We start from the raw sequence: 22933 nt of genomic DNA, 5'->3' as shown, positions 1-22933 counted from the left end.
TTAAAAACCTTGCAGGTCTAACTTATCACTTCCAAACCATAACCTCTTTGGTTACTTCCTTAAAAGCATTATACACATGAAACAATCGCGCTTTTAAAAGCAGTTTTCGGCCTTCAACACTTCGTGTAAAAACCAATTTGCTTTGCCCTAAATAATGTTTCCAATGTTTTTGAAACACTAAGGCATTCTCCTTTTTATCACCAAACAATTCCGGAACTGGATAGAAATTTTCAACATCTAATCGCTTTCTGAAAAAATTCGTCTTTACAATTAAATATCTTGGCGATTCTATAGGTTCTAAAAGCTCAGTCAACGCTTTTGCGAATAGCGAATTTTCAAGCGCATTAGCACCAACCAAATTACAAACCACATCGCCTTTTCCTAATACATAAGAATTCACGTTTATACTAGCTCTACCCGAAGTGATATAACCCAATTCATCTAAAGTATCTAAAATGGCTAATCCCATTTTTCCAATTTTCTTATACAAATAACCATGACGAATGTAGAGTTTTGCAGCTTTCCACAGTTTATAGCCAAACACACCTATAAAGGCCGCTAAAAGCGCATATATAAAATAAAAAACACCACGCTGTAAGATGAGATGAAAACTTTGAGCAACAAACTCCACATAAAACAGCATCATGGTAAATAACAATTCGACTATAAAAAAGCGAAGCACATCAAAATAATAGATTTGCTGTTGGCGTTTATAAGGGCGTTTGCCTTGATGTAAAACCTTGACTTCCTTGGTTAGCTTTGTGCCTTTTCCGATGGCATTATTCCATTTTTCAGTCGTTAATATACGTTTGGTTGCAACATTTAAGGTCGATTCATTTAAAGTATCAATCTGTTCCACCGGAATCTCATCAGGAATATTTAAACGTTCAAAACCATTTGAAATAAACGGAATCGTACTGTTGGTTACACCTACAAAAGCTTCAAAGCGTCGCTTTAAAGTATCTACTTCTCTTCCGCCATCTAAATCTGTTGGGTCCACGCAGGCCAAATGCCAAATGTTTCCGGTTTTGTTGGGTGCATTGGCATCTTTTCTGATTGCTCTTCCTCGCATTTGATTAGAAGACACAAAAGATCCTATAAAAGACGCTAGAATTAAACTGTTAATAGATGGAGCATCCCAACCTTCGCCTAATAAGGATTTTGTACCGACTAAAACTCTAATATAACCTGCTTCAAAAAGTTGGGTGAGAATGCTAACGATAGAATTTTTCGGTTTTCCTTTTGAAGTTACCAATAAAAAGGATTCATCTATTTGTAAGGACGAAAAGGAAAAATCATCTAAAGAAGCAATCGTTTCAAAATGCCTTAAAATGGATTGATGAATAATAACAATACTGCCAGAAAGTACCGCTAATTCTTCAGGCCTATTACAATAATAACGAACATATTGAAAAATAGGAAGCACACCAATTTTATCGATGTCTTCTATTTCTTCAGTTTTAATATTTAAAAATTCTTTTCGAATGTAATCTGTTAGAATCACGCATCTTAAATCTCGTTTTAAGCTTTCGCGTTCTGCCTTAACAATACTAACGATGCTTTTTAATTTACTTGGACTGTTAGATAAGGATTTGTAAAGCAGTTGTTCTCCAATAAAATCGACTGAATTTCGTTCAAAAACATGAAGTCGTCTTAGTTGTTTTTCTAAAGTTGAAATGTACTTTTCTTGCTCAATTAATTGTTCTCTGTCTAAAACTAATATATTCTGAAACAAAATACCAAGCCAATGCAAATCGAGCTTAGGAAACTGAATCAGTTCTTGTTTTTCAAAACCTAAAACTTCTAATTTTTGATGATCAATTTCAAAGCCACAAGCATATAAAAATATGAGAATGGCCGAAAAGTATTCCGTATTTGAATAGAGTTCATCCAAATGCCAATTCGGATTTTTATAAAAACGATGTTCAATTAGAAAGTTAATGAACACCTCATCCTTTAATAATTTATCTTTAAAATCGGCTATATCTCGTCTGTAATCGACGATAAAATTAATCTCTAAATCTTCGGGTTTTGAGAAGTAGACAAAATCTTGATGCGGACTTAAATCGCCTTCGCGCACCAAATCTGGAACCGCTATCTCATCATCCACCTCGCCACAAAGTGTAAAATATTTAGACACCTCTGCTCTACTGCTATCGTAAGGTGGTGTTGCTGTGAGCGCAACAATGTAAAATTCAGAATTCCGTTTTAAATCCATTAAGCAATTCCACCACGCATTTTTTAAATGATGGGCTTCGTCTAAAACTAAAGTTTCAATATTATGGCTTTTGAAAAATTGATAATAGTCGTTTTTATCTTCAAACGTTTTATAAAACGCATGTAACGATTGATAGGTAGAAAACGTGATATCGCTTGGCGCTTTAATATCGAATGAATAGGCTTCAAAATCACAATTTTCGGTAAAAAAGTTTTGTAAGCGGTCTTCCCATTGGTTTCTTATGGTCAATGTTGGAGCAAGGACAAGTGTTTTCTTTTCTAATTTTCTAACGATTTCTAATCCTAAGATGGTTTTCCCTGAACCAGGAGGTGCAATCACATGAAAATGATTGTCTGCAATATGACTATTAAAATGCTTTAAAAGTTCAGCTTGATAGCTTCTCCAAGGAAAAATAAATTCTAAATCATCTAGGGATTTGAGCACTCAGAAATGGGTTTTATTAGTTAACTTTGTGGTGATAAAAGTAATCATAATCCTCATACATTAAAACCTGTCAGGTTTTAGAAACCTGACAGGTCTAAAAGATATAATCATGTTTCCATTACGAAGAAATAGAAGACTAAGAACTAACGCGGCTATTAGAAGTTTAGTTAGAGAAAACTACATTACACCAAATGATTTTTTAGTACCACTTTTTGTGGTTGAAGGCAAGGGCGTAAAAGATGAAATTCCGTCTATGCCCAATTATTTTAGGTACAGTTTAGATTTACTTGAAGGTGAAGTCAAAGAATTATGGAACTTAGGTTTAAAAGCGGTGTTACTCTTTGTAAAAGTTCCGGATAATTTAAAAGATAATAAAGGTACAGAGGCATTAAACCCTAATGGATTGATGCAACGCGCTATTAAAACGGTAAAAAATGCTTGTCCGGATATGATAGTGATGACAGATGTTGCCCTAGACCCTTATTCTTCTGTTGGTCATGATGGTATTGTACAAAACGGGATGATTATTAATGACGAATCGGCCGAAGTGCTAGCAAAAATGGCCTTAACACACGCTCAAGCGGGTTCTGATTTTGTAGCACCTAGCGATATGAACGATGGAAGAACGTTACAAATTCGCCAATTATTAGAACAAGAAGGCTATAAAAACACGGGTATTATGGCTTATACTGCTAAATACGCGTCTTCGTTTTATGGCCCTTTTCGCGATGCTCTTGATTCTGCACCTGTGGATTTAGTAGATGTACCAAAAGACAAAAAAACCTACCAAATGGATTTTGGTAACCGAATAGAAGCGGTTAGGGAAACTTTAATAGATATTGAGGAAGGTGCCGATATTGTTATGGTTAAACCAGGCCTTTCATATCTTGATATTTTAAGAGATATTAAAAATGAAGTCGATGTGCCTGTGGCAGTTTATCAAGTCTCAGGCGAATACGCCATGATAAAAGCAGCAGCAGAAAAAGGTTGGCTTAATCACGACCAAGTGATGCTAGAAACCACAATGGCTTTTAAGCGTGCTGGTGCTGATATTATTGCTTCCTATTTCGCTAAAGATGTGGTTAAACTACTTAACGATTAATAAATATCAATTATTAATCAAATTAATTTTACTATTTTTAGTTTCGAATCAATCGAATAACCAATAAATTGATTTCGAAACTAAAAATGGACGACATTGACGAAAAAATCATAAAAATGCTCAGTGCAAACGCACGTGAGTCCTTTGCAACTATCGGAAAATCTGTAGATTTATCTGCGCCTGCTGTTGGAAAACGCGTCAAACAATTGGAAGAAAAAGGTATTATCTTAGGCTATTCGCTTCATCTTAATCATGAAAAACTTGGAGTGAATGTTAAAGCTTATATCAATCTAAAAATCCATCAATCTAGTACTATAAGAACAGCCTACAATCAAATTAAATACTTAGACGAAGTACAACGATGTGATCGCATTACAGGTGAAGACAGTCTTTGCATTTTGGCTTATTTTAAAAGCAACAAAGATTTAATAACCTTATTGGAACGTATATCGCAATATGGTGTGCCAAATACACGTATTATTTTAGAAAGTTAACTTTTTACTTTCTATATCATTTTAATTGTTCTTTAATTATCTCCAAAAGGATTACCGCTAAACCTAATAAATTCTTCTTGAGTTAACAGTTCGCCTTCTGTAGGCTCAATTATATCATCCGCTTCAGGGTGGTCAATATCAATTTTAATTACAGTCCATAACAGCGCTACATCTTCTATTTCTAGGATTAAGCCAGGCAAACCGTTAAAACCTCTTGGACCATGTTTAACCGGAATCTCAGGAGCAAACCACGCCTTTACTTTTTTATTATTGCGTTTCTCTATAGTTGCCAAATAACATGTATAGCCGTCTATTTGTTTGGTCTCTTTAGTAATTACCCAGTCTTTTGGTTTTTGAATTACTCTTTTTGTAGGCCCCATTATAGTATTTTGAGTAATGCTATAATTACGACTCCTGTCATTGTAATATATAGAACTCCCTCCAGCCATAAACCAAGTAAGGTTTATATTACTTCGGGTTATGCTAAGTCCGTCACCACTGTTATTCCATCCCGGAATATCAATCTTTGGCTCCACATTATAAATAGCGATACTATCATTAAACACTAAATAGCCTTCAACCGGTTGCGATTCTTTCATCATCAATAAGGCTTCATTTTTGGCCTCTGTATTTTTACGATTTTGAAACGGCTCTTCTACACTATCTTTTATAGTCTCTAGACTATAGGTTACCTTTCCTTTTATTTGTGCAGACAAACTATAGCACCCTAATAAAACAAATATTAATATAATAGTTCTCATAGGTCTAATTTACAAAATGTTTTAATATCCCTTTTTATTTCGTATTCCTTATAACTTAGTAATAACTAAAAAAATAGCTAGGTTGTAATTAGTATTCATTTCGTAACTTTGTATTTATAAAAACTACAAAACATTAATGGGCTTACTCATTTTTTACGCTGTCATCTCTATCTTTTTTTCATTTTTATGCTCTATTTTAGAGGCTGTACTTTTAAGCATTACTCCTACTTTTATTAATATAAAAAAGAAAGAAGGAAAAACTTATGCTACAGAATTAGAAGAATTAAAAAAAGATGTCGATCGTCCACTCATCGCTATACTTACACTAAATACCATTGCCCACACTGTTGGCGCAATTTTAGTTGGTGTGCAAGCAAAAGTGGCTTATGTTGAGCTTTATGGCTCTACTAAACGAAGCATTTTAGGATTCGAATTCACTGAGGACATTATGGTTGCTGTTGTTTCTACAATAATGACTATTCTTATTTTAGTCGCTTCAGAAATTATTCCTAAAACCATTGGAGCCACATTTTGGAGACAATTAGCAAACTTTACATCAAAAGCTTTAAACATTTTAATATTTCCATTAAAATACACTGGTATTTTATGGGTACTTCAACTCACTACAAAATTAATTGGCGGTAAAGGTCATGGTAGTGTTTTAAGCAGAGAGAGTTTTGCTGCTATGGCAGAGATTGCACAAGAAGAAGGTGTTTTTGAAGAAAACGAAAGTAAAGTCATTAAAAACTTATTGAGCTTTAAAGAGGTACAAGCTAAAGATGTTATGACACCTCGTACAGTAATGAAAACGGAAGACGAAAGCATGACTATTGAAGCCTTTTTTAATGCAAACTCTAATGTTAGATTTTCAAGAATTCCTGTATTTACTAATGATGCAGATAATATTACAGGTTTGGTTTTAAAAGCTGAAGTTTTTAAAGAAATGGCACTAGGTAATGGTTCAAAATTATTATCTGATATTAAACGAAGTATTATTATTGTAAATCGTAGTTTACCTATTCCAACTTTATTTGAACAGTTGGTAGAAAGTAGAAACCACCTAGCCTTAGTTGTAGATGAATACGGTTCGGTAAGTGGTTTAGTAACTATGGAAGATGTTATTGAAACATTACTTGGCTTAGAAATTATGGATGAAAGCGATAATGTATCCGACTTACAACTTTTAGCAAGACGAAGCTGGGAATCTAGAGCAAAACGATTGGGTATCATTGATAATGATAATCCAGAAAACTAAACCTTCTTTTGGAACAGCTACCTCTACAAATCTGCTATATTGACACTCCACTTGGACATGCCAAAATTAGCGGAAATGAAAATGGTTTAACCTCTGTTTCAATTTTAGACACACAAGAACAACTATCTGACACTATTCCTGAACCCTTATTAGATGGTGTAATTCAGCTTAAAGCATACTTCAACGAAACCCGAAAAACTTTCGACTTAAAATTAAACCCTGAAGGTACTGCGTTTCAGAAAAAAGTATGGAGAGCTCTTGAAACCATTCCATTTGGCAAAACCATGTCGTATTTACAATTATCTAAACAATTAGGAGATATAAAAGCTATAAGAGCAGTCGCAAGTGCCAACAGCAAAAATCCACTTTGGATTATTATACCTTGCCACAGAGTCATTGGAAGTGACGGAAGTTTAACAGGTTACGCTGGTGGGTTACACAGAAAACAATGGTTGCTTAATCACGAAAGTGAGCACAAACAACAGTCCCTTTTTTAGTCAGAATTTTACTATATTTATTTTTTTAATCCGCTTTTACAAAATAAGCGTTCTACAAACGTATCAAACAACCAAGTCATACATAGCACATAGCCTATGACAAGTAAAAACCAATAAGTAAGAACACATGAAATTCATTAAAAAACTACTAAAATGGCTTATCGGAATTATTGTCGCACTCGTTATTACTGCTTATTTTTTTGATTATGATTATATTTTAAAAGGAGTTCGCGTTGTCTATTTTACTGGTCATTCTTCAGCCTTTATTGACGATTACCCTTATTTTGAAAATGATACAATTAAGAAAGGCCCCCAAACTGATGCTTGGCCCTTACACAAAAATTACAATGCTGTGACAGCTACAGACGAGTTAACAGCCATAAATGATAAGTACGGTACAATTGCATATTTAATTATAAAAAATGATAGCATTTTTTACGAACAGTATGCAGAAGGTTACAGTAAAGACTCTAAAACCAATTCTTTTTCAATGGCCAAAAGCATCACCTCAGCATTACTTGGTAAGGCTATTATGGAGGGTTATATAAAAAATTTAGATCAACCCATTAGTGATTTTTATCCGCAATTTAAAGATACAAAAACTACAGTTGGAGACTTATCGTCTATGTCTTCTGGTTTAGATTGGGTAGAATCTTATACAAGTCCATTTTCTATTACAGCAAGAGCAAATTATGATGATGATTTGGCTGAAACTATTTTAAATCAGAAAGTCGTAAAAACACCTGGTAAAGAATTTGAATATTTAAGTGGCAGCACTCAATTACTAGGTATGGTCATTAAAGAAGCCACCGGAAAACAATTAGCAGACTATCTCTCTGAAAGTTTTTGGCAACCTTTAGGAGCCGAAAACGATGCGTTATGGCAATTAGATGATGATGAAAATAAACTAGCAAAAGCCTTTTGCTGTATCTCTAGTAATGCTCGCGATTTTGCGCGTTTTGGAAAGCTTTATAAAGACCATGGAAAATGGAATGGCAAACAGCTCCTTGATTCTACTTTTGTTGCCAAGTCAACCCAATCTAGGTTTAAAGGTCAGCCTTATGGTTATGGCTTTTGGGTTAGTGATTATAATAACAAACACACCTTTGCAATGATTGGTATTTTAGGGCAATATGTAATTACAATTCCTGAAGATAACGTCATCATTATCAGACTAGGACACCATAGGAGTCCCGAAAAAGTTAATTTTTTCCCTTCGGATTTTTATGTTTATATTGATGAAGCTTATGCGATGATGAAGAAATAGATTTTTAGAATTAAAATCTCTAAAGCTTTTTAAATCTTTTGAGATTTAGAAAATTAACAGCTATGATTTCAAAACTCAACTTAGAACACATTCTATTTTTAGACATAGAAACCGTTCCTGAAACAGAAAACTTCACTGATTTAGACAAAACAAAACAAGACCTTTGGGATGCTAAATCACGTTACCAACGTAAAGACGAGTTTACGGCAGAAGAATTCTATGACAGAGCTGGTATTTGGGCCGAATTTGGTAAAATTGTGTGTATTTCGGTCGGCTATTTTAAAATGCAAGGCGAATCTCGAAGCTTTAGAGTCACATCGTTTTACGGTGATGAAGTCAAGATTTTAAAGGATTTTAAAAATTTACTGATTTCACATTTCAGTTCTAATAAGCATTTACTTTGTGCCCATAACGGTAAGGAATTTGACTTTCCATACATTGCAAGACGTATGATTATCCACAACATAGAATTACCATACAAATTGAATCTTTTCGGTAAAAAACCATGGGAAGTACCACATCTCGATACGTTAGAATTATGGAAATTTGGAGATTATAAAACCTATACCTCTTTAAAACTATTAACCAACGTTTTAGGCATTCCTTCACCAAAAGATGACATAGATGGTAGTGAAGTATATCGTGTCTATTATAAAGAGAAAGAAATAGATCGTATTATCATTTATTGTGAAAAAGACACCATTGCTGTAGCTCAAATTTTCTTAAGATTGCGAGGAGACGAATTACTTCACGATAATGAAATAAAACATGTGTAATTTAGCGCATTAGATTGAAACTTTATTTATGGCAAATTTAATTAGCGTTAAACAACTACATATTTCTTTTTATAAAGACAAGGTTGAAAAACAAATTATAAAAAACATTTCATTTGATATAAAAGCAAATGAAATTGTAGCTGTTGTTGGAGAATCTGGTTCTGGCAAGTCCATTTCGTCATTAGCTCTAATGGGTTTATTACCCAAACAGATTTCCAAAATTACCTCTGGCTCTATCTTATTTAAGGATAAAGATCTCGTTGGTTTGCCTGAAAAAGAATTTCAAGCCCTAAGAGGAAAAGACATTGCGATGATTTTTCAAGAACCTATGAGTTCTTTAAATCCATCGATGCGTTGCGGGAAACAAGTTGAAGAAATCTTAAAACAACACTTTAAATTATCAGCTACAGAACTAACATCTGAAGTTATAAACCTCTTTGAAAAAGTAAAACTTCCCAATCCAGAGCGAATTTTAAAGGCTTATCCACATGAAATTTCTGGTGGACAAAAACAACGCGTCATGATTGCTATGGCTATTGCCTGTAAACCTAAATTACTCATTGCAGACGAACCAACAACAGCATTGGATGTAACCGTTCAAAAAGAGATTTTAGAGCTTTTAAAAGACATCCAAACAGAAACAGAAATGAGTGTCTTATTTATTTCGCATGATTTATCCTTGGTTTCTGAATTGGCAGATCGTGTTTTAGTGATGTATCAAGGCCAAATTGTAGAACAAGGAACGACTAAAGACATTTTTCATTTACCAAAACACACTTATACAAAAGCATTAATTGCAGCAAGACCTTCAACAGATTTTAGGTTAAAACAACTACCTACCATTTCTGATTTTATGACAGATAATGTGAATACTACTATTATTTCTGAAGCAGATCGCATAAAAAATCATAAAAAGCTATATGCACAACAACCGCTATTGGAAGTCATTGACGTAGAAAAAACGTACCTCTCAAAAACAGGATGGTTTTCTAAAAACCAACCGTTTAACGCTGTTGATGGCGTAAGCTTTAAGGTATATACAGGTGAAACCTTAGGCTTAGTTGGAGAATCTGGTTGTGGAAAATCTACTTTAGGAAATGCCATACTACAATTAGACAAAGCCACAGCTGGAAGAATTTTATACAAAGGCAAGGATATCACTAATTTAAGTACTTCTGAAATGCGAGCCTTGCGAAAAGATATTCAGATTATATTTCAGGATCCCTTTGCCTCTTTAAACCCTCGTTTAACTGTTGGTAACGCTATTTTAGAACCTATGACGGTTCATAATATTGGAATTTCCCATGAAGCACGTAAAGAAAAGGTAATTGACATTTTAAACAAAGTAGGGTTAGATGCCACTGCTTTTGATCGCTATCCTCATGAGTTTTCTGGTGGACAACGCCAACGTGTAGGTATTGCTAGAACTATTGCATTAGAACCTCAGCTTATAGTTTGTGACGAGTCTGTTTCTGCTTTAGACATTTCTGTACAAGCACAAGTTTTAAACTTGCTGAATGATTTAAAAGAGCAATTTGGATTTACTTATATATTTATTTCGCACGATTTGGCGGTTGTAAAATATATGTCAGATCAACTATTAGTAATGAATAAAGGAAAAATTGAAGAAATTGGTGATGCAGATATAATTTACGCTTCACCAAAAAAAGCTTACACAAAAAAGTTAATTCATGCTATTCCAAAAGGATTATAGCATGAATACTTTTTTTGCTAATTTAAAAACATTTGACACTAACTCAAAAGTGTTTTCTAATACTGAAAACTCATCGTTTTCATTTAAAGTAGGTTCTGGTAGATTTGGTTTTGATTTCATAAGCAGTAATTCATGGTAGATTTGGGGCAAAAAGGTAAATTAAGTTTATGGTAAATCAGGTTAATTTAATTCATTTTGTTTGGGACTGCAATATGTAATTTATTTTTATTAAATCAGCTAAAACACATAATTAATCGTTGAAATACACTTAATTTTAACATTTAACATATTTTATTGTTATTTTTCGCACAAAAAAACCGCTATACATTAGCGGTTTTAAATTTATTATGTAAGCTATTTTTATAATTCCATTTCGGGAATATCTCCTTCAATAATCAATTCTCCTTCTGTTGCTTTTTTTATCTCTTCTACAGAAACACCTGGTGCGCGTTCTAAAAGTTTAAATCCTTTTGGTGTTACTTCTATAACAGCCAAGTTTGTTACTATTTTCTTTACACAGGCAACTCCAGTTAAAGGTAAAGAACACTCTTTCAATAACTTAGATTCACCTGCTCTATTAGTATGCATCATGGCAACGATAATATTTTCTGCGCTAGCAACTAAATCCATAGCACCTCCCATACCTTTAACCATTTTACCTGGAATTTTCCAATTAGCTATATCGCCTTTTTCTGACACTTCCATCGATCCAAGTATTGTTAAATCAACATGTTGACCTCTAATCATCGCAAAACTTGTTGCTGAATCAAAAAATGAAGCTCCAGGCAAAGTCGTTATGGTCTGTTTTCCTGCATTAATAATATCTGCATCTTCATCTCCTTCAAAAGGAAAAGGTCCCATTCCTAAAACACCATTTTCACTTTGAAATTCGACATTAATATCGTCTCTTACAAAATTTGCTACTAATGTTGGAATCCCAATTCCTAAATTAACATAGTAACCGTCTTTTACTTCCTTTGCAATTCGTTTTGCTATTCCGTTTTTATCTAACATAACTATGCTCTTTGTCTAACTGTTAATTGTTCTATTCTTTTTTCATATGTTTCACCTTGAAAAATACGTTGAACAAAAATGCCAGGAATATGTATTTGATTAGGATCTAAATCACCTACTGGAACTAATTCTTCAACCTCAACAACAGTAATTTTAGCTGCTCCACACATGTTTGGATTAAAATTTCTTGCTGTTCCTTTAAAAATTAAGTTTCCTGCAGCATCGCCTTTCCATGCTTTTATAAAAGCAAAATCGGCTTTAAACGCATGCTCTAATACATACATTTTACCATCAAACTCTCTTGTTTCTTTACCTTCTGCAACTTCTGTTCCGTAACCCGCTGGAGTATAAAACGCAGGAAAACCTGCCTGTGCTGCTCTAGCGCGCTCAGCTAATGTTCCTTGAGGTATTAACTCAACATCTAACTCACCTGAAAGCATTTGACGTTCAAACTCATCATTTTCGCCTACATAAGAGGAAATCATTTTTTTGATTTGTTTTTGATGTAGTAATAAACCTAAACCAAAATCATCGACTCCTGCATTATTAGAAATACAGGTTAAACCTTTTACTTTGCGTTTTACAAGTTCTGCAATGGCATTTTCTGGAATTCCAGATAATCCAAAACCGCCAAACATAAAGGTCATATTATCACTAACACCTTTTAGCGCCTCTGTAATATTGTCCACTTTTTTATTAATCATATATAAAGAAATTTTGCTTCTGAAAAATACAAAACTATGCTCTTACTTTATAATATATAGTCATAAAATAAGGGTGTGACTATTGCAGATTATTAGAAATCGAAGTCAATAACCCCTTCTGGGTCTTCGTTGCCACCAAGATCGCCTTCTCCTTTAACATCACAATCAATATTAATGGTTAAGTTTGAAGGTTTTTCAAATTCATCTTTTGAAATATCTAAAGTTTCATCTTCATAGCAAGCTTTCATATATAAACCCCATATTGGTAATGCCATAGACGCACCTTGACCATAGGTAATAGATCTAAAATGTACAGATCTATCTTCAGCTCCAACCCAAACTCCTGTAACTAAATTTGGCACCATACCCATAAACCAACCATCACTTTGATTTTGAGTTGTTCCTGTTTTACCTGCAATTGGATTGTCTAATTCATAAGGATAACCCGTCATTATCTCTCTATACATTGTATTGTATTTATCTACACCTTTAGACCTTAGACGTCCTCCAGAAGATCCTGCTTGAGTAACTCCTTCCATTAAGTTTACAGTTACATAAGCAACCTCTTCACTTAGAACATCCTTACTTTCTGGCGTAAACTGATAAAGTACTGTTCCGTTTTTATCCTCAATGCGTGTTACCATTACAGGTTTATTATATACTCCTTTGTTTGCAAATGTAGAATAGGCAGCAACCATCTCGTAAACACTAATCTCTGTCGTACCCAATGCAATTGCTGGTACAGGTAAAATATCTGAAGTAACCCCTAATTTCTTTGCCATTTCTACAACTGGTTGCGGTCCAATTTCGTTAATTAAACGCGCTGTTACTGTATTGGTAGAACTTGCCAAAGCATCTTTAAGGGTTTGTTTCCCTGAGTAATTTCCATCAGAATTCTTAGTCGTCCAAGGTTCTGGATTTCCAAATTTATTGGCTTCAATAGTTATTGGAGTTCTTGGAAATGAATCGCAAGGAGAAAATTGTAATTGATCTATCGCTGTGGCATAAACAAAAGGTTTAAACGTAGAACCTACTTGCCTTGTTCCTTGTTTTACCATATCGTATTGGAAGTGTTTATAATTCATACCTCCTACCCAAGCTTTTACATGACCTGTCAATGGGTCCATAGACATCATACCTGGACGGAAAAAAGATTTATAATAACGCATAGAATCTATAGGTTTCATAACCGTATCTACTTCGCTTGCTTTTCCATTTACCCATTTAAAAACCGTCATTTCTATTGGTTTTTGAAACGAAGCTCTAATCTCTTTTTCAGATTTCCCCTGACTTTTAAGCACCCTCCAACGCTCACCACGTTTCATATGATCGTTTAGTAATTTATCAACCTCTGAGGTACTTAAACCTAGAAACGGTGTTGTTTTATTACGTTTTGGAGTATTTTGATTGTTAAATTCTGCTTGTAATCTCGGCATGTGTTGCTCAATAGCATCTTCTGCATATTGTTGCATTCGGGAATCTATTGTTGTATAGATTTTTAAACCATCTGTATATAAGTCGTATTTACTACCATCTGGTTTTCTATTCTTTTTATCACTTGTCCATTCTTTCATGAAACCTCTAAGGTATTCTCTAAAATAAGTAGCAATTCCTTCACGATGTGATTCTGGAGAATAATTTAAATCTAACTCTGTTTTTTGAAGTGAATCTTTTACGTCTTCAGTAATGAATCCATATTTTTTCATTTGAGCTAAAACAACATTACGTCTATTTCTAGTCCCAACAGGGTTTCTATGTGGTCTAGGATTGTATAAGGTTGGATTTTTTAACATTCCTACAATCATAGCCGATTCCTTAATATCTAAATCTTTAGGTTCTTTACCAAAATATATTCTAGCGGCACTACGTATACCATCTGCATTGTTATTGAAATCAACAATGTTAAGATATTGGGCTATAATTTCTTCTTTTGTGTATTGACGTTCTAAACGAATAGCAATAATCCATTCTCTTACTTTCTGAGAAAGACGTTCAATAATATTACTAGACACTTGTTTTGTAAATAAATTCTTAGCCAATTGTTGAGAGATTGTACTAGCTCCTCCTCCGCTTCCTAATTTATAAATAGCTCTTAGTGTACCTCTGCCGTCAATACCTGAATGTTCGTAATGACGCACATCTTCAGTCGCAATTAAAGCATCTACAATATTTTGAGGTAATTCTTTAAAATCTACAGGCGTTCTATTATCGTTAAAATAGAATTTACCTAATGTTTTATCATCTGAAGAAATGATTTCCGAAGCTAAATTAGTTTCAGGATTTTCTAACTTGGTGTGATCTGGCATTTCACCTAAAAATCCCCAAGAAGCGAATAGAAATAATAATACAAAGGCTAAAACACCTCCTAAAAATACCATCCAAAACCAACGTACATATTTTGAAAAATCTAAAGTTTCTGGTTTAGATTTCGTTGTTTTCTTTTTTGCCATAATTACTACTTTTGAGCCTGTTCTACTCTAAAACCAATATCTGTTATACCTTCTAAATTTTTAACTCCATTAACATCGCCATTATGTCTCATGGCATGTTGAATATTTACGGTGTAATCTCCTTCTTCATTAAACCTAAAGGGTTCTTTATAACCTCTAAACCACAATTTATTCTCTTTTAAGTCTGAAAAACCTGTTCCTAACAATTCTCCATTTGGAGCTGCCATTTTATATTCTAAAGTGTCTTTTACTGCTTTTCCGTTTGGATAATTTAATTCTACTATAAGAAATAAGTTACTAAATTTATAAGCATCTGTATTTCTTAAATTAACAAACAAATTGTAATTTTTTAAAGTATCAGGTGCTTTAAAATTAAAACTAGCAACAGAATCCTTATGCCATTGATTTGGAACTGATTTATATTGGTCAAACACAGCTTCTGAGTCACAACTCGCCAATAAAAAACAACTGATTATAACCAAAAATAATCCATTAGTCTTTCTTCGCATTTGTATTTGTTTTGGCTTTTGGTTTTTGATTACGGCTTCGATTTTGAGTTTTATTTTTACTGTTATTACTCTTATTGTTGCTCTTTCTATTCTTGTTATTTCTGTTGTTCCTATTGTTTTTACGTTTCTTATTCGGTTTTGGACTATCAAAACGCGTTAAACTATCTTGACCTACAACGTTCTCAAACTCATTTTTAGTGTCTTGAATGTGCTCTACCGCATATTCTTCAAGGCTTGCGACTTTTTCTTTTCTTTTGTTTTTTTCAATAATTTCGTTCGCTTGATCTGTAGTAATAATATGCCAATTCATCCATTCTCCTTCATAGGCATACCACATTAATCCTTTAAAAATGTCTGTTTTTTGGCAAACTGCATTTCCTTTTTCTGTATATAATTTAGTGTCTGATTTAGGAAAAGCTTTTAAAGCATCTAAATAGGCATCTAACTCATAATTAAGACAACATTTTAATTTTCCACATTGTCCGGCAAGCTTTAAAGGGTTTAAAGACAATTGCTGATAACGTGCTGCAGATGTACTAACAGATCTAAAATCTGTTAACCATGTAGAACAGCACAATTCTCTACCACAGGATCCAATACCTCCTAATCGTGCAGCTTCTTGTCTAAAGCCAACTTGCTTCATTTCAATACGTGTTCTAAACTCACGTGCAAAAACCTTAATTAATTCTCTAAAATCTACGCGCTCTTCAGCGGTATAATAAAAGGTTGCTTTGCTGCCATCTCCTTGAAATTCTATATCTGAAATTTTCATTTTCAGCTTTAAGTCTATAGCAAATTGACGTGCTTTAACCTTCATTGGTTCCTCTCTGTCTCTAGCTGCAGACCAAATATCGATGTCTTTTTGTGACGCTTTTCGGTATATTTTTAAAACATTTTCAGTGTCATCAAGTCTTACTTTTTTGCGTTTCATTTGTACCCTTACCAATTCTCCTGTAAGTGTAACCATACCTATATCGTGGCCAGACTTTGCCTGTGTTGCCACTATATCTCCAATGCTTAATGTGAGGTTTTCTGTGTTTTTATAATAGTGTTTTCTGCCGTTTTTAAAACGCACTTCAACACCAATAAATGGGTCTTGTCCGTTTGGAAGCGACATATTAGCTAACCAATCAAAAACAGTAAGTTTATTGCAGCTATCTGTGCCACAAGTCCCATTGTTTTTGCATCCTTTTGGTTGGCCATCTTTACCAGTTGAGCAACTGTTACAAGCCATAAAAATTTTATATATTAAATCTAGAAATAAAAAAAATCTAGATATAGGATTCGTAAATAATTAATGAGTAAAGATAAGATTATTTCTCTAGTTATCTAAAGTCAAATTGTTATTGCTGCACGTCATTCTTATATGACACTAAAAAGCTCAGTGTTCATATTATTAATATTTTCAATTATTAAGTGTGACATCTAGGTGAATTCTATTTCGTAATTCAATTTATTAGACAGCGATTTTAACTGTGTTTTAGACTTAAATATATTAGAAAACAATGTATTGCTCCAGCCAATTCGTTTTGAGTATTTATTAAAGCTTTCCTCTTTCCAATTAAAGCCTTCTTTCCAAAATTTGTTTGGTGATACATAGCAAAATGTATAATCAAAAATAAAACTCGATTGGTTTTCTGAATCTAATTTAGAAATTGTATTAGGAGCCATAAGCGTTATATTATTACTTGCGCAAGTTGCTCTTATTGTTTGTATAAGATCAGGGTAATCATTCGCTAACGATGAGATATCAAAATCGTTATATTCTGTATTTCCAATTTTCTGAATTGGACGAATTTGCAATATATCAAAGCTTTTGGCATCAAAATGGTTAAAAAACTCACTAAGCTCGTAAAAATTATCCTTATTAAAGGTATAGTTTATTCTAACTTTAAAATCATAAGTTTCTTTAAGCTTCTTAAAAACATTAAACGCATTATGAAATTTCTCATAATTAGCTTTTTTCATAAAGCCTTCGTAGCTTTCTTTTGTAACGCCATGAAGTGAAATTGTAAACTCATTTAAACCTGCTTTTAAAAGTGCTTCAATCTTTTCTTCAGTTAATAAATTAGCATTTGTCGTTATAGAAATATAGGGTACTTTATACTGCTTGCCTAATTCTACAATTTTTACAAGATTTTTATACAATGTAGGCTCAGTACCGCAACCTATTTGAAGCTTTAAGGCACGTTTAAAAATAGTTTTTGCTACTAAATTTAATTCTTCATCTTTAAATTGTCCTTTTAGTGTTTTTACATAATCTTCATCCGTAAAATAACACATTTTACAACGCAAATTACAAGCCATTACAGGATCTAAATTAACGGCTAAATACCGCTTATTAAGTTTATGCAACAGAAAAAGCCCAAAGAACTTAATCCTATGGCTCTTAATTTTTCTGTTAAGTTGTAATAGCTTGTAAATGTTCATTTAAATTGTTTTGCCTAAGGTATCAAAAATATTACGCAAGTCCTTTTTATATGGCAAATGATCTGCACGTCCTTTTTTAAAAATATCATTACTATTGCCCTGTCCTTTGCGTAATGCTTTTTGCTCTTCGTATGGTAATCTATTTATTTCCATACAGTTTGAAGAACAACAATTTTCCATTTTTTCCTTGCATTCATCACACTGAATAAATAATAAATGACAAGCTTCATTAGCACAATTTGTGTGCATATCTGCTGGTTTTCCACATTGGTGACAATTGGCAATAACATCATCACTGATACGTTCTGATCGTCTTTCGTCGAAAACAAAGTTTTTACCTAAGAATTTATTTTCTAAGCCTTCAGCCTCAATCTGTCTAACATAGTTAATGATACCACCTTCAAGCTGAAATACGTTTTTAAAGCCCTTATGCTTATAATATGCACTTGCTTTTTCACATCTAATACCTCCGGTGCAATACATCACTAGCTTCTTGTCTTCTTTGTGTGCTCTTAAATCTTCTTCAATTAAATCTAAAGACTCTCTAAAAGTATCTACATCTGGTGTTACGGCATTTTTAAAATGACCAATTTCACTTTCGTAATGGTTTCGCATATCTACCAGAACCGTATTTGGGTCTTCAATAAGCTCGTTGAATTTTTTAGCATTAACATGAACACCTTTATTAGTCACATCAAAAGACGCATCATTTAATCCGTCTGCTACAATTTTTTTACGCACTTTAACTTTTAGTTTTAAAAAGGCAAAATTATCGTGCTCTATAGCAATATTTAATCTTACATTTTCTAAAAACGAAATGGTATCCAGATGTTTCTTAAAAGCATCAAAGTTTTCTGCAGGTACAGAAAGTTGCGCATTAATTCCTTCAGTGGCCACGTAGATTCTTCCTAAGACTTCTAATTCATCCCAAGCGAGAAACATGTGGTTTCTAAAAATTTCGGTATTGTTAATTTTAGCGTACTTGTAGAAAGAGATGGTTAAGCGTTCTTTTCCCGCTTGTGCAATAAGTTCTGCTCTTTCTTTGGCACTTAAGTTATTGTACAGTTGCATGCTATACTAATTTTTAAGGTTAAAGAATAAAATAATAAGCGACAAAGGTATTATTTTTAGTACAAAAGCTTCAAAATAAGCACAAAAAAAAGCACTCTGAATATTTCAAAGTGCTTTTACAGATTAACTTACCAACTTAAAACAACTTAAAAAGTTAATCTACACCGGCTTTACAATTACTGAGAGTTAAACAGTAACTGAAACACCTAATGCTTTACTAATTGTGTTGTTTATAAAACAGAGAAATCAAAAGATTTACCTCTGCTTTCTAAAACTTTTTCATAGCAATTAATTCCTTTTTCATTTAGTAGATGTAAAAAGTGCAAAAGGGTTGCGTTATAAAAGTGAAAAAAACGTTATTTTCTTTTACAGTTATTTTAAAACAAAAAATGAAATAAATAAAATAAGTGGTATTTTTGAAGACAATTAATTTTAAGAAAAAGAACAAATGAGTAGCGAAAAAGATGCAAAATTAAAAGCTTTAAAACTAACGTTAGATAAATTAGATAAAGCTTATGGTAAAGGGACTGTGATGAAAATGAGCGATCAGGCGGTTGTAGATGTAGATGCTATTTCCTCTGGTTCTTTAGGTTTAGATATTGCTTTAGGCGTTGGTGGATATCCTAGAGGACGTGTTATTGAAATATATGGTCCAGAATCTTCTGGTAAAACAACATTAACACTTCATGCCATTGCAGAAGCGCAAAAAGCGGGAGGTATTGCCGCATTTATTGATGCAGAGCATGCTTTTGATCGTTTCTATGCCGAAAAATTAGGAGTAGACATTGACAATTTAATTATTTCTCAACCAGATAACGGAGAGCAAGCTTTAGAAATTGCTGATAACTTAATTAGGTCTGGTGCTATTGATATTGTTGTAATTGACTCTGTGGCTGCCTTAACACCTAAAAGTGAAATTGAAGGTGAAATGGGAGATTCTAAAATGGGCTTACATGCGCGTTTAATGTCTCAGGCTTTAAGAAAATTAACAGCTTCTATTAGCAAGACCAATTGTACCGTAATTTTTATTAACCAGTTACGTGAAAAAATTGGTGTCATGTTTGGTAACCCTGAAACTACAACAGGTGGTAATGCCTTAAAATTCTACGCTTCTGTGCGTTTAGACATTAGACGTTCTACACAGATTAAAGATAGCGACAGTAATGTAATGGGTAATAAAACGCGAGTTAAGGTTGTTAAAAACAAAGTTGCTCCACCATTTAGATTGGCAGAATTTGATATTATGTATGGTGCAGGTATCTCTAAGGTAGGAGAAGTTTTAGATTTAGCCGTAGAACACGAAATTGTTAAAAAGAGTGGTTCTTGGTTTAGCTATGGAGACACCAAGCTAGGTCAAGGTCGTGATGCTGTTAAACTTTTAATACAGGATAATCCAGACCTGATGGACGAATTAGAAGAAAAAGTGAGAGCACTCATTAATGAATCTAAATAAATTGAATTAAAAAATCCTGACACAAAATCAGGATTTTTTTAATTTTAGACGCAACCATTTCGCACTTTTTACATCTATATTATAGAAATTGATTAATTAATGTATGAAGAAATTTGTCCTAATCGCCTTTTTACTTGCCTCAATATTAACTTCGTGTAATGTTGACGATGTCAATAACCATGATTTTTATTTGGAAGTTGTACCTATTGATAGCGTAGTAATGCCTGAATATTTTGTAAAAGGCGAAGTTTACCAAATAGATATAACGTATACACAGCCAAGTTCATGTTACTATTTTAATGATTTTTTTTATGAAATAGATGGACAACAAAGAACCGTTGCAGTTGTAAATACAGTATATACTATAAACAACACAACATGTATTGATGCCCCTGAAGAAGTAACCGTTCATTTTAATTTTCATGCCACTGGAAGTGAAACCTATGTATTTAAGTTTTTCCAAGGAGAAGTTGAAACAAACGGAGTAACTGTTGACCAATACTATATTGTAGAAGTTCCTGTTGTGCTATCTGACGATTAAAACATACGGACATTTAAAACTTTAATTATTAACTAACTCTATAACAAATGTGAGTTTAGACCAACTCATAAAAAATTGTATTAACAAAGATGCTCAAGCTCAAAGCCAATTATACAAGCAATTTGCAAGTAAATTATTTTCGCTTTGTCTTAAGTACTCAAAAAACTATGCAGAAGCAGAAGATAATCTGCACGACGCATTTATAACTATTTTTAATAAAATAGAACAGTATAATAACAAAGGGTCTTTTGAAGGTTGGCTTAAAAGAATTGCCATAAACACATCTTTGCAACGCTATAGAGAAGATGTAGGCGTTTACGATATTATGAATGAAGATAATATTAAAGACGTTTCAGTAGATCTTAATGAAAACGACGTAAGTATTAATTATTTACTACAAATTATCCAAGAATTACCAGATAGATATAGGTTGGTATTCAACTTATACGTTTTAGATGGCTATTCTCATGTTGAAATTAGTGAATTGATTAATATTTCAGTAGGTACCTCAAAATCTAACCTAGCAAGAGCAAGGATGATTTTAAAAGATAAAATTGAAGCTTATAACGCAACCTCAAATTCGCGAAGCTTATAAATAATGAACGATAAAAAAAACATAGATAGACTTTTTCAGGAAAAGTTCAAAGATTTTGAAGTTGCGCCTAACGATGCCGTTTGGGAACGCATAAGCGAAAGTCTTCCTAAGAAAAAGAAAAAACGTAGAGTTATTGCCCTGTGGTGGCAAATTGGTGGTGTTGCAGCTATGGTTACTTTATTACTAACTGTTGGAGTTTCTGTATTTAATACTGATGATAATCAGAAATTTCCTATTGTTAATACAGAAAATAGCACCAATGACCTAAACAACAACAACAACAACAACAACAACAACAACACAAATACACCAACTAAAAAAAGTCCAAACGAGCTAAATACAGTTGGATCTAATAATAAAACCCAAATAGTTAATTCAAATATAGACTCTGAACAAGAATCAAATTTAAACGATTCTAAAGAGGATACATCTCAAAAAACATCTACTTCAAAACAATTAACAACCCCTAATAATTACAATCAAAAGTTAAATTCGGTTGCTAATAACTCTAAAGTTGTAAAACGACATAAACCGTCTCAAAAGCAACATCGCTTGTCATCAAATAAAGACAAAAGCACCAAGATTGCTAACCAAACTAAAACATCAAATTCTAATTTAAAGAAAAACGATAACACTCAATTAGCATCTGAAACAGAAATAAAATCTACCATTAAAGAGGCCTTAGAAAACAGTAACACAGGTATTGCAGCAAATAAATCATCTGAAAACACAAAATCTGAAACACCTCATACAGATTTAAGCAAAACAAATAAGCCAGAAGTCGAGAATTCACTTATTGAAATTCCAGAAAAAGCGTCTATTGAAGATGCTATTGCAGAACAGAACACAACTATTGAAGAAGAAGAAAAAGAAGATGACCAAAACAGGTGGAGCATTGCCCCAAATGTTGCGCCTGTTTATTTTAGCTCTTTAGGAGCTGGATCTCCTTTAGATCAGCAATTTAATGAAAACTCCAAAAGTTCTGATATTACCATGAGCTATGGTATTGCTGGTAGCTATGCCATTTCTAAGAAATTAAAAATTAGAGCAGGTGTCCATCGTGTAAACCTTAGTCAAACGACCTCAGATGTTTATGCTTATACAGGAGCTGAAACAGCTGCTAGAGGTGTAGACGCTGAGTTCAGTAATATTTCCTTTAAAGGAGGGGAGCAACACGTATCACTTATAAGCTCTACAATGATGAATAAAGCTTCTACTCCAGAACTATTCAACACTAAAATTGCAGGTAAAATTGATCAAAAATTTGGTTTTATTGAAGTGCCTTTAGAGTTAGAGTATAGCTTATTAGATAAAAAATTCGGAATTAATGTTATTGGTGGATTTAGCACGTTTATTTTAAATGAAAATGAAATCTACGCAGATATCAATGGAAGTTCGACCTTAATTGGAGAAGCCAACAATATTAATACTACCAGTTTTAGTGCCAATTTTGGTTTAGGAATGAATTACAATCTGTCTAAACAATGGCATATAAATCTTGAACCCACATTAAAGTATCAAATAAACACATTTAATAATACAACGGGAGATTTTAAACCGTTTTTTATCGGTGTGTATACAGGATTAAGTTTTAAGTTTTAGGTTAATTTAATTTAGGTTATTGCAGCAAGTAAGCTA

Annotated in this window: 21 protein-coding genes; 12 read left to right on the top strand and 9 right to left on the bottom strand. The window is 33.2% G+C overall.

The genetic code is table 11. From position 1 onward, the window contains the following. Positions 1 to 25 precede the first annotated feature (25 nt). Entirely contained in the window at positions 26 to 2662 is a 2637-nt protein-coding gene (locus tag ABD730_RS14680; RefSeq protein ID WP_344715653.1) for a DEAD/DEAH box helicase family protein, read from the bottom strand. Positions 2663 to 2771: 109 nt separating this feature from the next. On the opposite strand from ABD730_RS14680, the gene hemB reads away from it, so the two are divergent. Together hemB and ABD730_RS14670 are read left to right on the top strand one after the other, a co-directional pair. Further along, positions 2772 to 3764, top strand: coding sequence for a porphobilinogen synthase (hemB, locus tag ABD730_RS14675; RefSeq protein WP_344715651.1), 993 nt, complete (start codon positions 2772 to 2774; stop codon positions 3762 to 3764). A gap of 86 nt (positions 3765 to 3850) precedes the next feature. Further along, entirely contained in the window at positions 3851 to 4258 is a 408-nt protein-coding gene (locus tag ABD730_RS14670) for an Lrp/AsnC family transcriptional regulator (RefSeq protein ID WP_344715649.1), read from the top strand. A 32-nt stretch (positions 4259 to 4290) separates the two neighbouring features. Here the strand turns inward: ABD730_RS14670 and ABD730_RS14665 are convergent, their stop codons facing one another. Continuing rightward, positions 4291 to 5019 (bottom strand): GLPGLI family protein, encoded by a 729-nt coding sequence (locus ABD730_RS14665; protein WP_344715647.1) that lies wholly within the window; start codon positions 5017 to 5019, stop codon positions 4291 to 4293. A 136-nt stretch (positions 5020 to 5155) separates the two neighbouring features. Between ABD730_RS14665 and ABD730_RS14660 the strand changes: the two genes are divergently transcribed. The 6 genes from ABD730_RS14660 to ABD730_RS14635 all read left to right on the top strand — a co-directional run bounded on the left by ABD730_RS14660 (position 5156) and on the right by ABD730_RS14635 (position 10667). Beyond that, on the top strand, positions 5156 to 6274 hold the full coding sequence (locus tag ABD730_RS14660; protein ID WP_215926548.1) for a CNNM domain-containing protein: 1119 nt from the start codon (positions 5156 to 5158) through the stop codon (positions 6272 to 6274). Between the two features lie 8 nt (positions 6275 to 6282). Further along, a complete protein-coding gene (locus ABD730_RS14655; protein WP_334468769.1) occupies positions 6283 to 6771 on the top strand; it encodes a methylated-DNA--[protein]-cysteine S-methyltransferase in 489 nt (162 codons plus the stop codon). Positions 6772 to 6898: 127 nt separating this feature from the next. Continuing rightward, on the top strand, positions 6899 to 8038 hold the full coding sequence (locus ABD730_RS14650) for a serine hydrolase domain-containing protein (protein ID WP_344715644.1): 1140 nt from the start codon (positions 6899 to 6901) through the stop codon (positions 8036 to 8038). 62 nt (positions 8039 to 8100) lie between these two features. Continuing rightward, a complete protein-coding gene (locus ABD730_RS14645; protein WP_215926540.1) occupies positions 8101 to 8814 on the top strand; it encodes a 3'-5' exonuclease in 714 nt (237 codons plus the stop codon). Between the two features lie 28 nt (positions 8815 to 8842). Then, positions 8843 to 10528 carry an ABC transporter ATP-binding protein gene (locus tag ABD730_RS14640; RefSeq protein ID WP_344715642.1) on the top strand — a complete coding sequence of 562 codons (1686 nt, stop codon included), beginning with the start codon at positions 8843 to 8845 and terminating at the stop codon, positions 10526 to 10528. A gap of 1 nt (position 10529) precedes the next feature. Beyond that, the gene (locus ABD730_RS14635) at positions 10530 to 10667 is read left to right on the top strand and encodes a hypothetical protein (RefSeq protein WP_344715640.1); all 138 of its coding nucleotides are present in this window, start codon (positions 10530 to 10532) and stop codon (positions 10665 to 10667) included. Positions 10668 to 10888: 221 nt separating this feature from the next. Here the strand turns inward: ABD730_RS14635 and ABD730_RS14630 are convergent, their stop codons facing one another. From ABD730_RS14630 to trhO, 7 genes are all read right to left on the bottom strand, one after another. Further along, on the bottom strand, positions 10889 to 11542 hold the full coding sequence (locus ABD730_RS14630) for a CoA transferase subunit B (RefSeq protein WP_344715639.1): 654 nt from the start codon (positions 11540 to 11542) through the stop codon (positions 10889 to 10891). Positions 11543 to 11544: 2 nt separating this feature from the next. Then, entirely contained in the window at positions 11545 to 12246 is a 702-nt protein-coding gene (locus tag ABD730_RS14625; RefSeq protein ID WP_215926534.1) for a CoA transferase subunit A, read from the bottom strand. Between the two features lie 92 nt (positions 12247 to 12338). Next, complete coding sequence (locus ABD730_RS14620; protein ID WP_334468761.1) at positions 12339 to 14696, bottom strand: penicillin-binding protein 1A; 2358 nt, start codon at positions 14694 to 14696, stop codon at positions 12339 to 12341. Between the two features lie 5 nt (positions 14697 to 14701). Beyond that, positions 14702 to 15205: a gliding motility lipoprotein GldH gene (locus ABD730_RS14615; protein ID WP_215926529.1), complete on the bottom strand. Its 504-nt coding sequence runs from the start codon at positions 15203 to 15205 to the stop codon at positions 14702 to 14704. After that, entirely contained in the window at positions 15189 to 16439 is a 1251-nt protein-coding gene (locus tag ABD730_RS14610) for a PSP1 domain-containing protein (RefSeq protein ID WP_334468758.1), read from the bottom strand. The genes ABD730_RS14615 and ABD730_RS14610 overlap by 17 nt, the downstream gene beginning before the upstream one ends. A 191-nt stretch (positions 16440 to 16630) precedes the next feature. Beyond that, complete coding sequence (locus ABD730_RS14605) at positions 16631 to 17635, bottom strand: radical SAM protein (RefSeq protein ID WP_215926525.1); 1005 nt, start codon at positions 17633 to 17635, stop codon at positions 16631 to 16633. Beyond that, entirely contained in the window at positions 17636 to 18706 is a 1071-nt protein-coding gene (gene trhO / locus ABD730_RS14600; RefSeq protein WP_334468754.1) for an oxygen-dependent tRNA uridine(34) hydroxylase TrhO, read from the bottom strand. 448 nt (positions 18707 to 19154) lie between these two features. Between trhO and recA the strand changes: the two genes are divergently transcribed. The 4 genes from recA to ABD730_RS14580 all read left to right on the top strand — a co-directional run bounded on the left by recA (position 19155) and on the right by ABD730_RS14580 (position 22897). Beyond that, positions 19155 to 20159: a recombinase RecA gene (gene recA, locus ABD730_RS14595; protein ID WP_334468752.1), complete on the top strand. Its 1005-nt coding sequence runs from the start codon at positions 19155 to 19157 to the stop codon at positions 20157 to 20159. A 103-nt stretch (positions 20160 to 20262) separates the two neighbouring features. After that, positions 20263 to 20700 carry a hypothetical protein gene (locus ABD730_RS14590; protein WP_334468751.1) on the top strand — a complete coding sequence of 146 codons (438 nt, stop codon included), beginning with the start codon at positions 20263 to 20265 and terminating at the stop codon, positions 20698 to 20700. 49 nt (positions 20701 to 20749) lie between these two features. Continuing rightward, entirely contained in the window at positions 20750 to 21295 is a 546-nt protein-coding gene (locus tag ABD730_RS14585) for an RNA polymerase sigma factor (protein ID WP_334468750.1), read from the top strand. Between the two features lie 3 nt (positions 21296 to 21298). Next, positions 21299 to 22897 carry a hypothetical protein gene (locus tag ABD730_RS14580; RefSeq protein WP_344715635.1) on the top strand — a complete coding sequence of 533 codons (1599 nt, stop codon included), beginning with the start codon at positions 21299 to 21301 and terminating at the stop codon, positions 22895 to 22897. Positions 22898 to 22933: the final 36 nt, after the last annotated feature.

It is taken from the genome of Winogradskyella damuponensis, assembly GCF_039538385.1.
In the GTDB taxonomy this organism is placed as follows: Bacteria; Bacteroidota; Bacteroidia; order Flavobacteriales; family Flavobacteriaceae; genus Winogradskyella; species Winogradskyella damuponensis.
The sequence above is the reverse complement of the archived record's forward strand: the minus strand, read 5'-3'. Positions and strand labels throughout refer to the sequence as shown.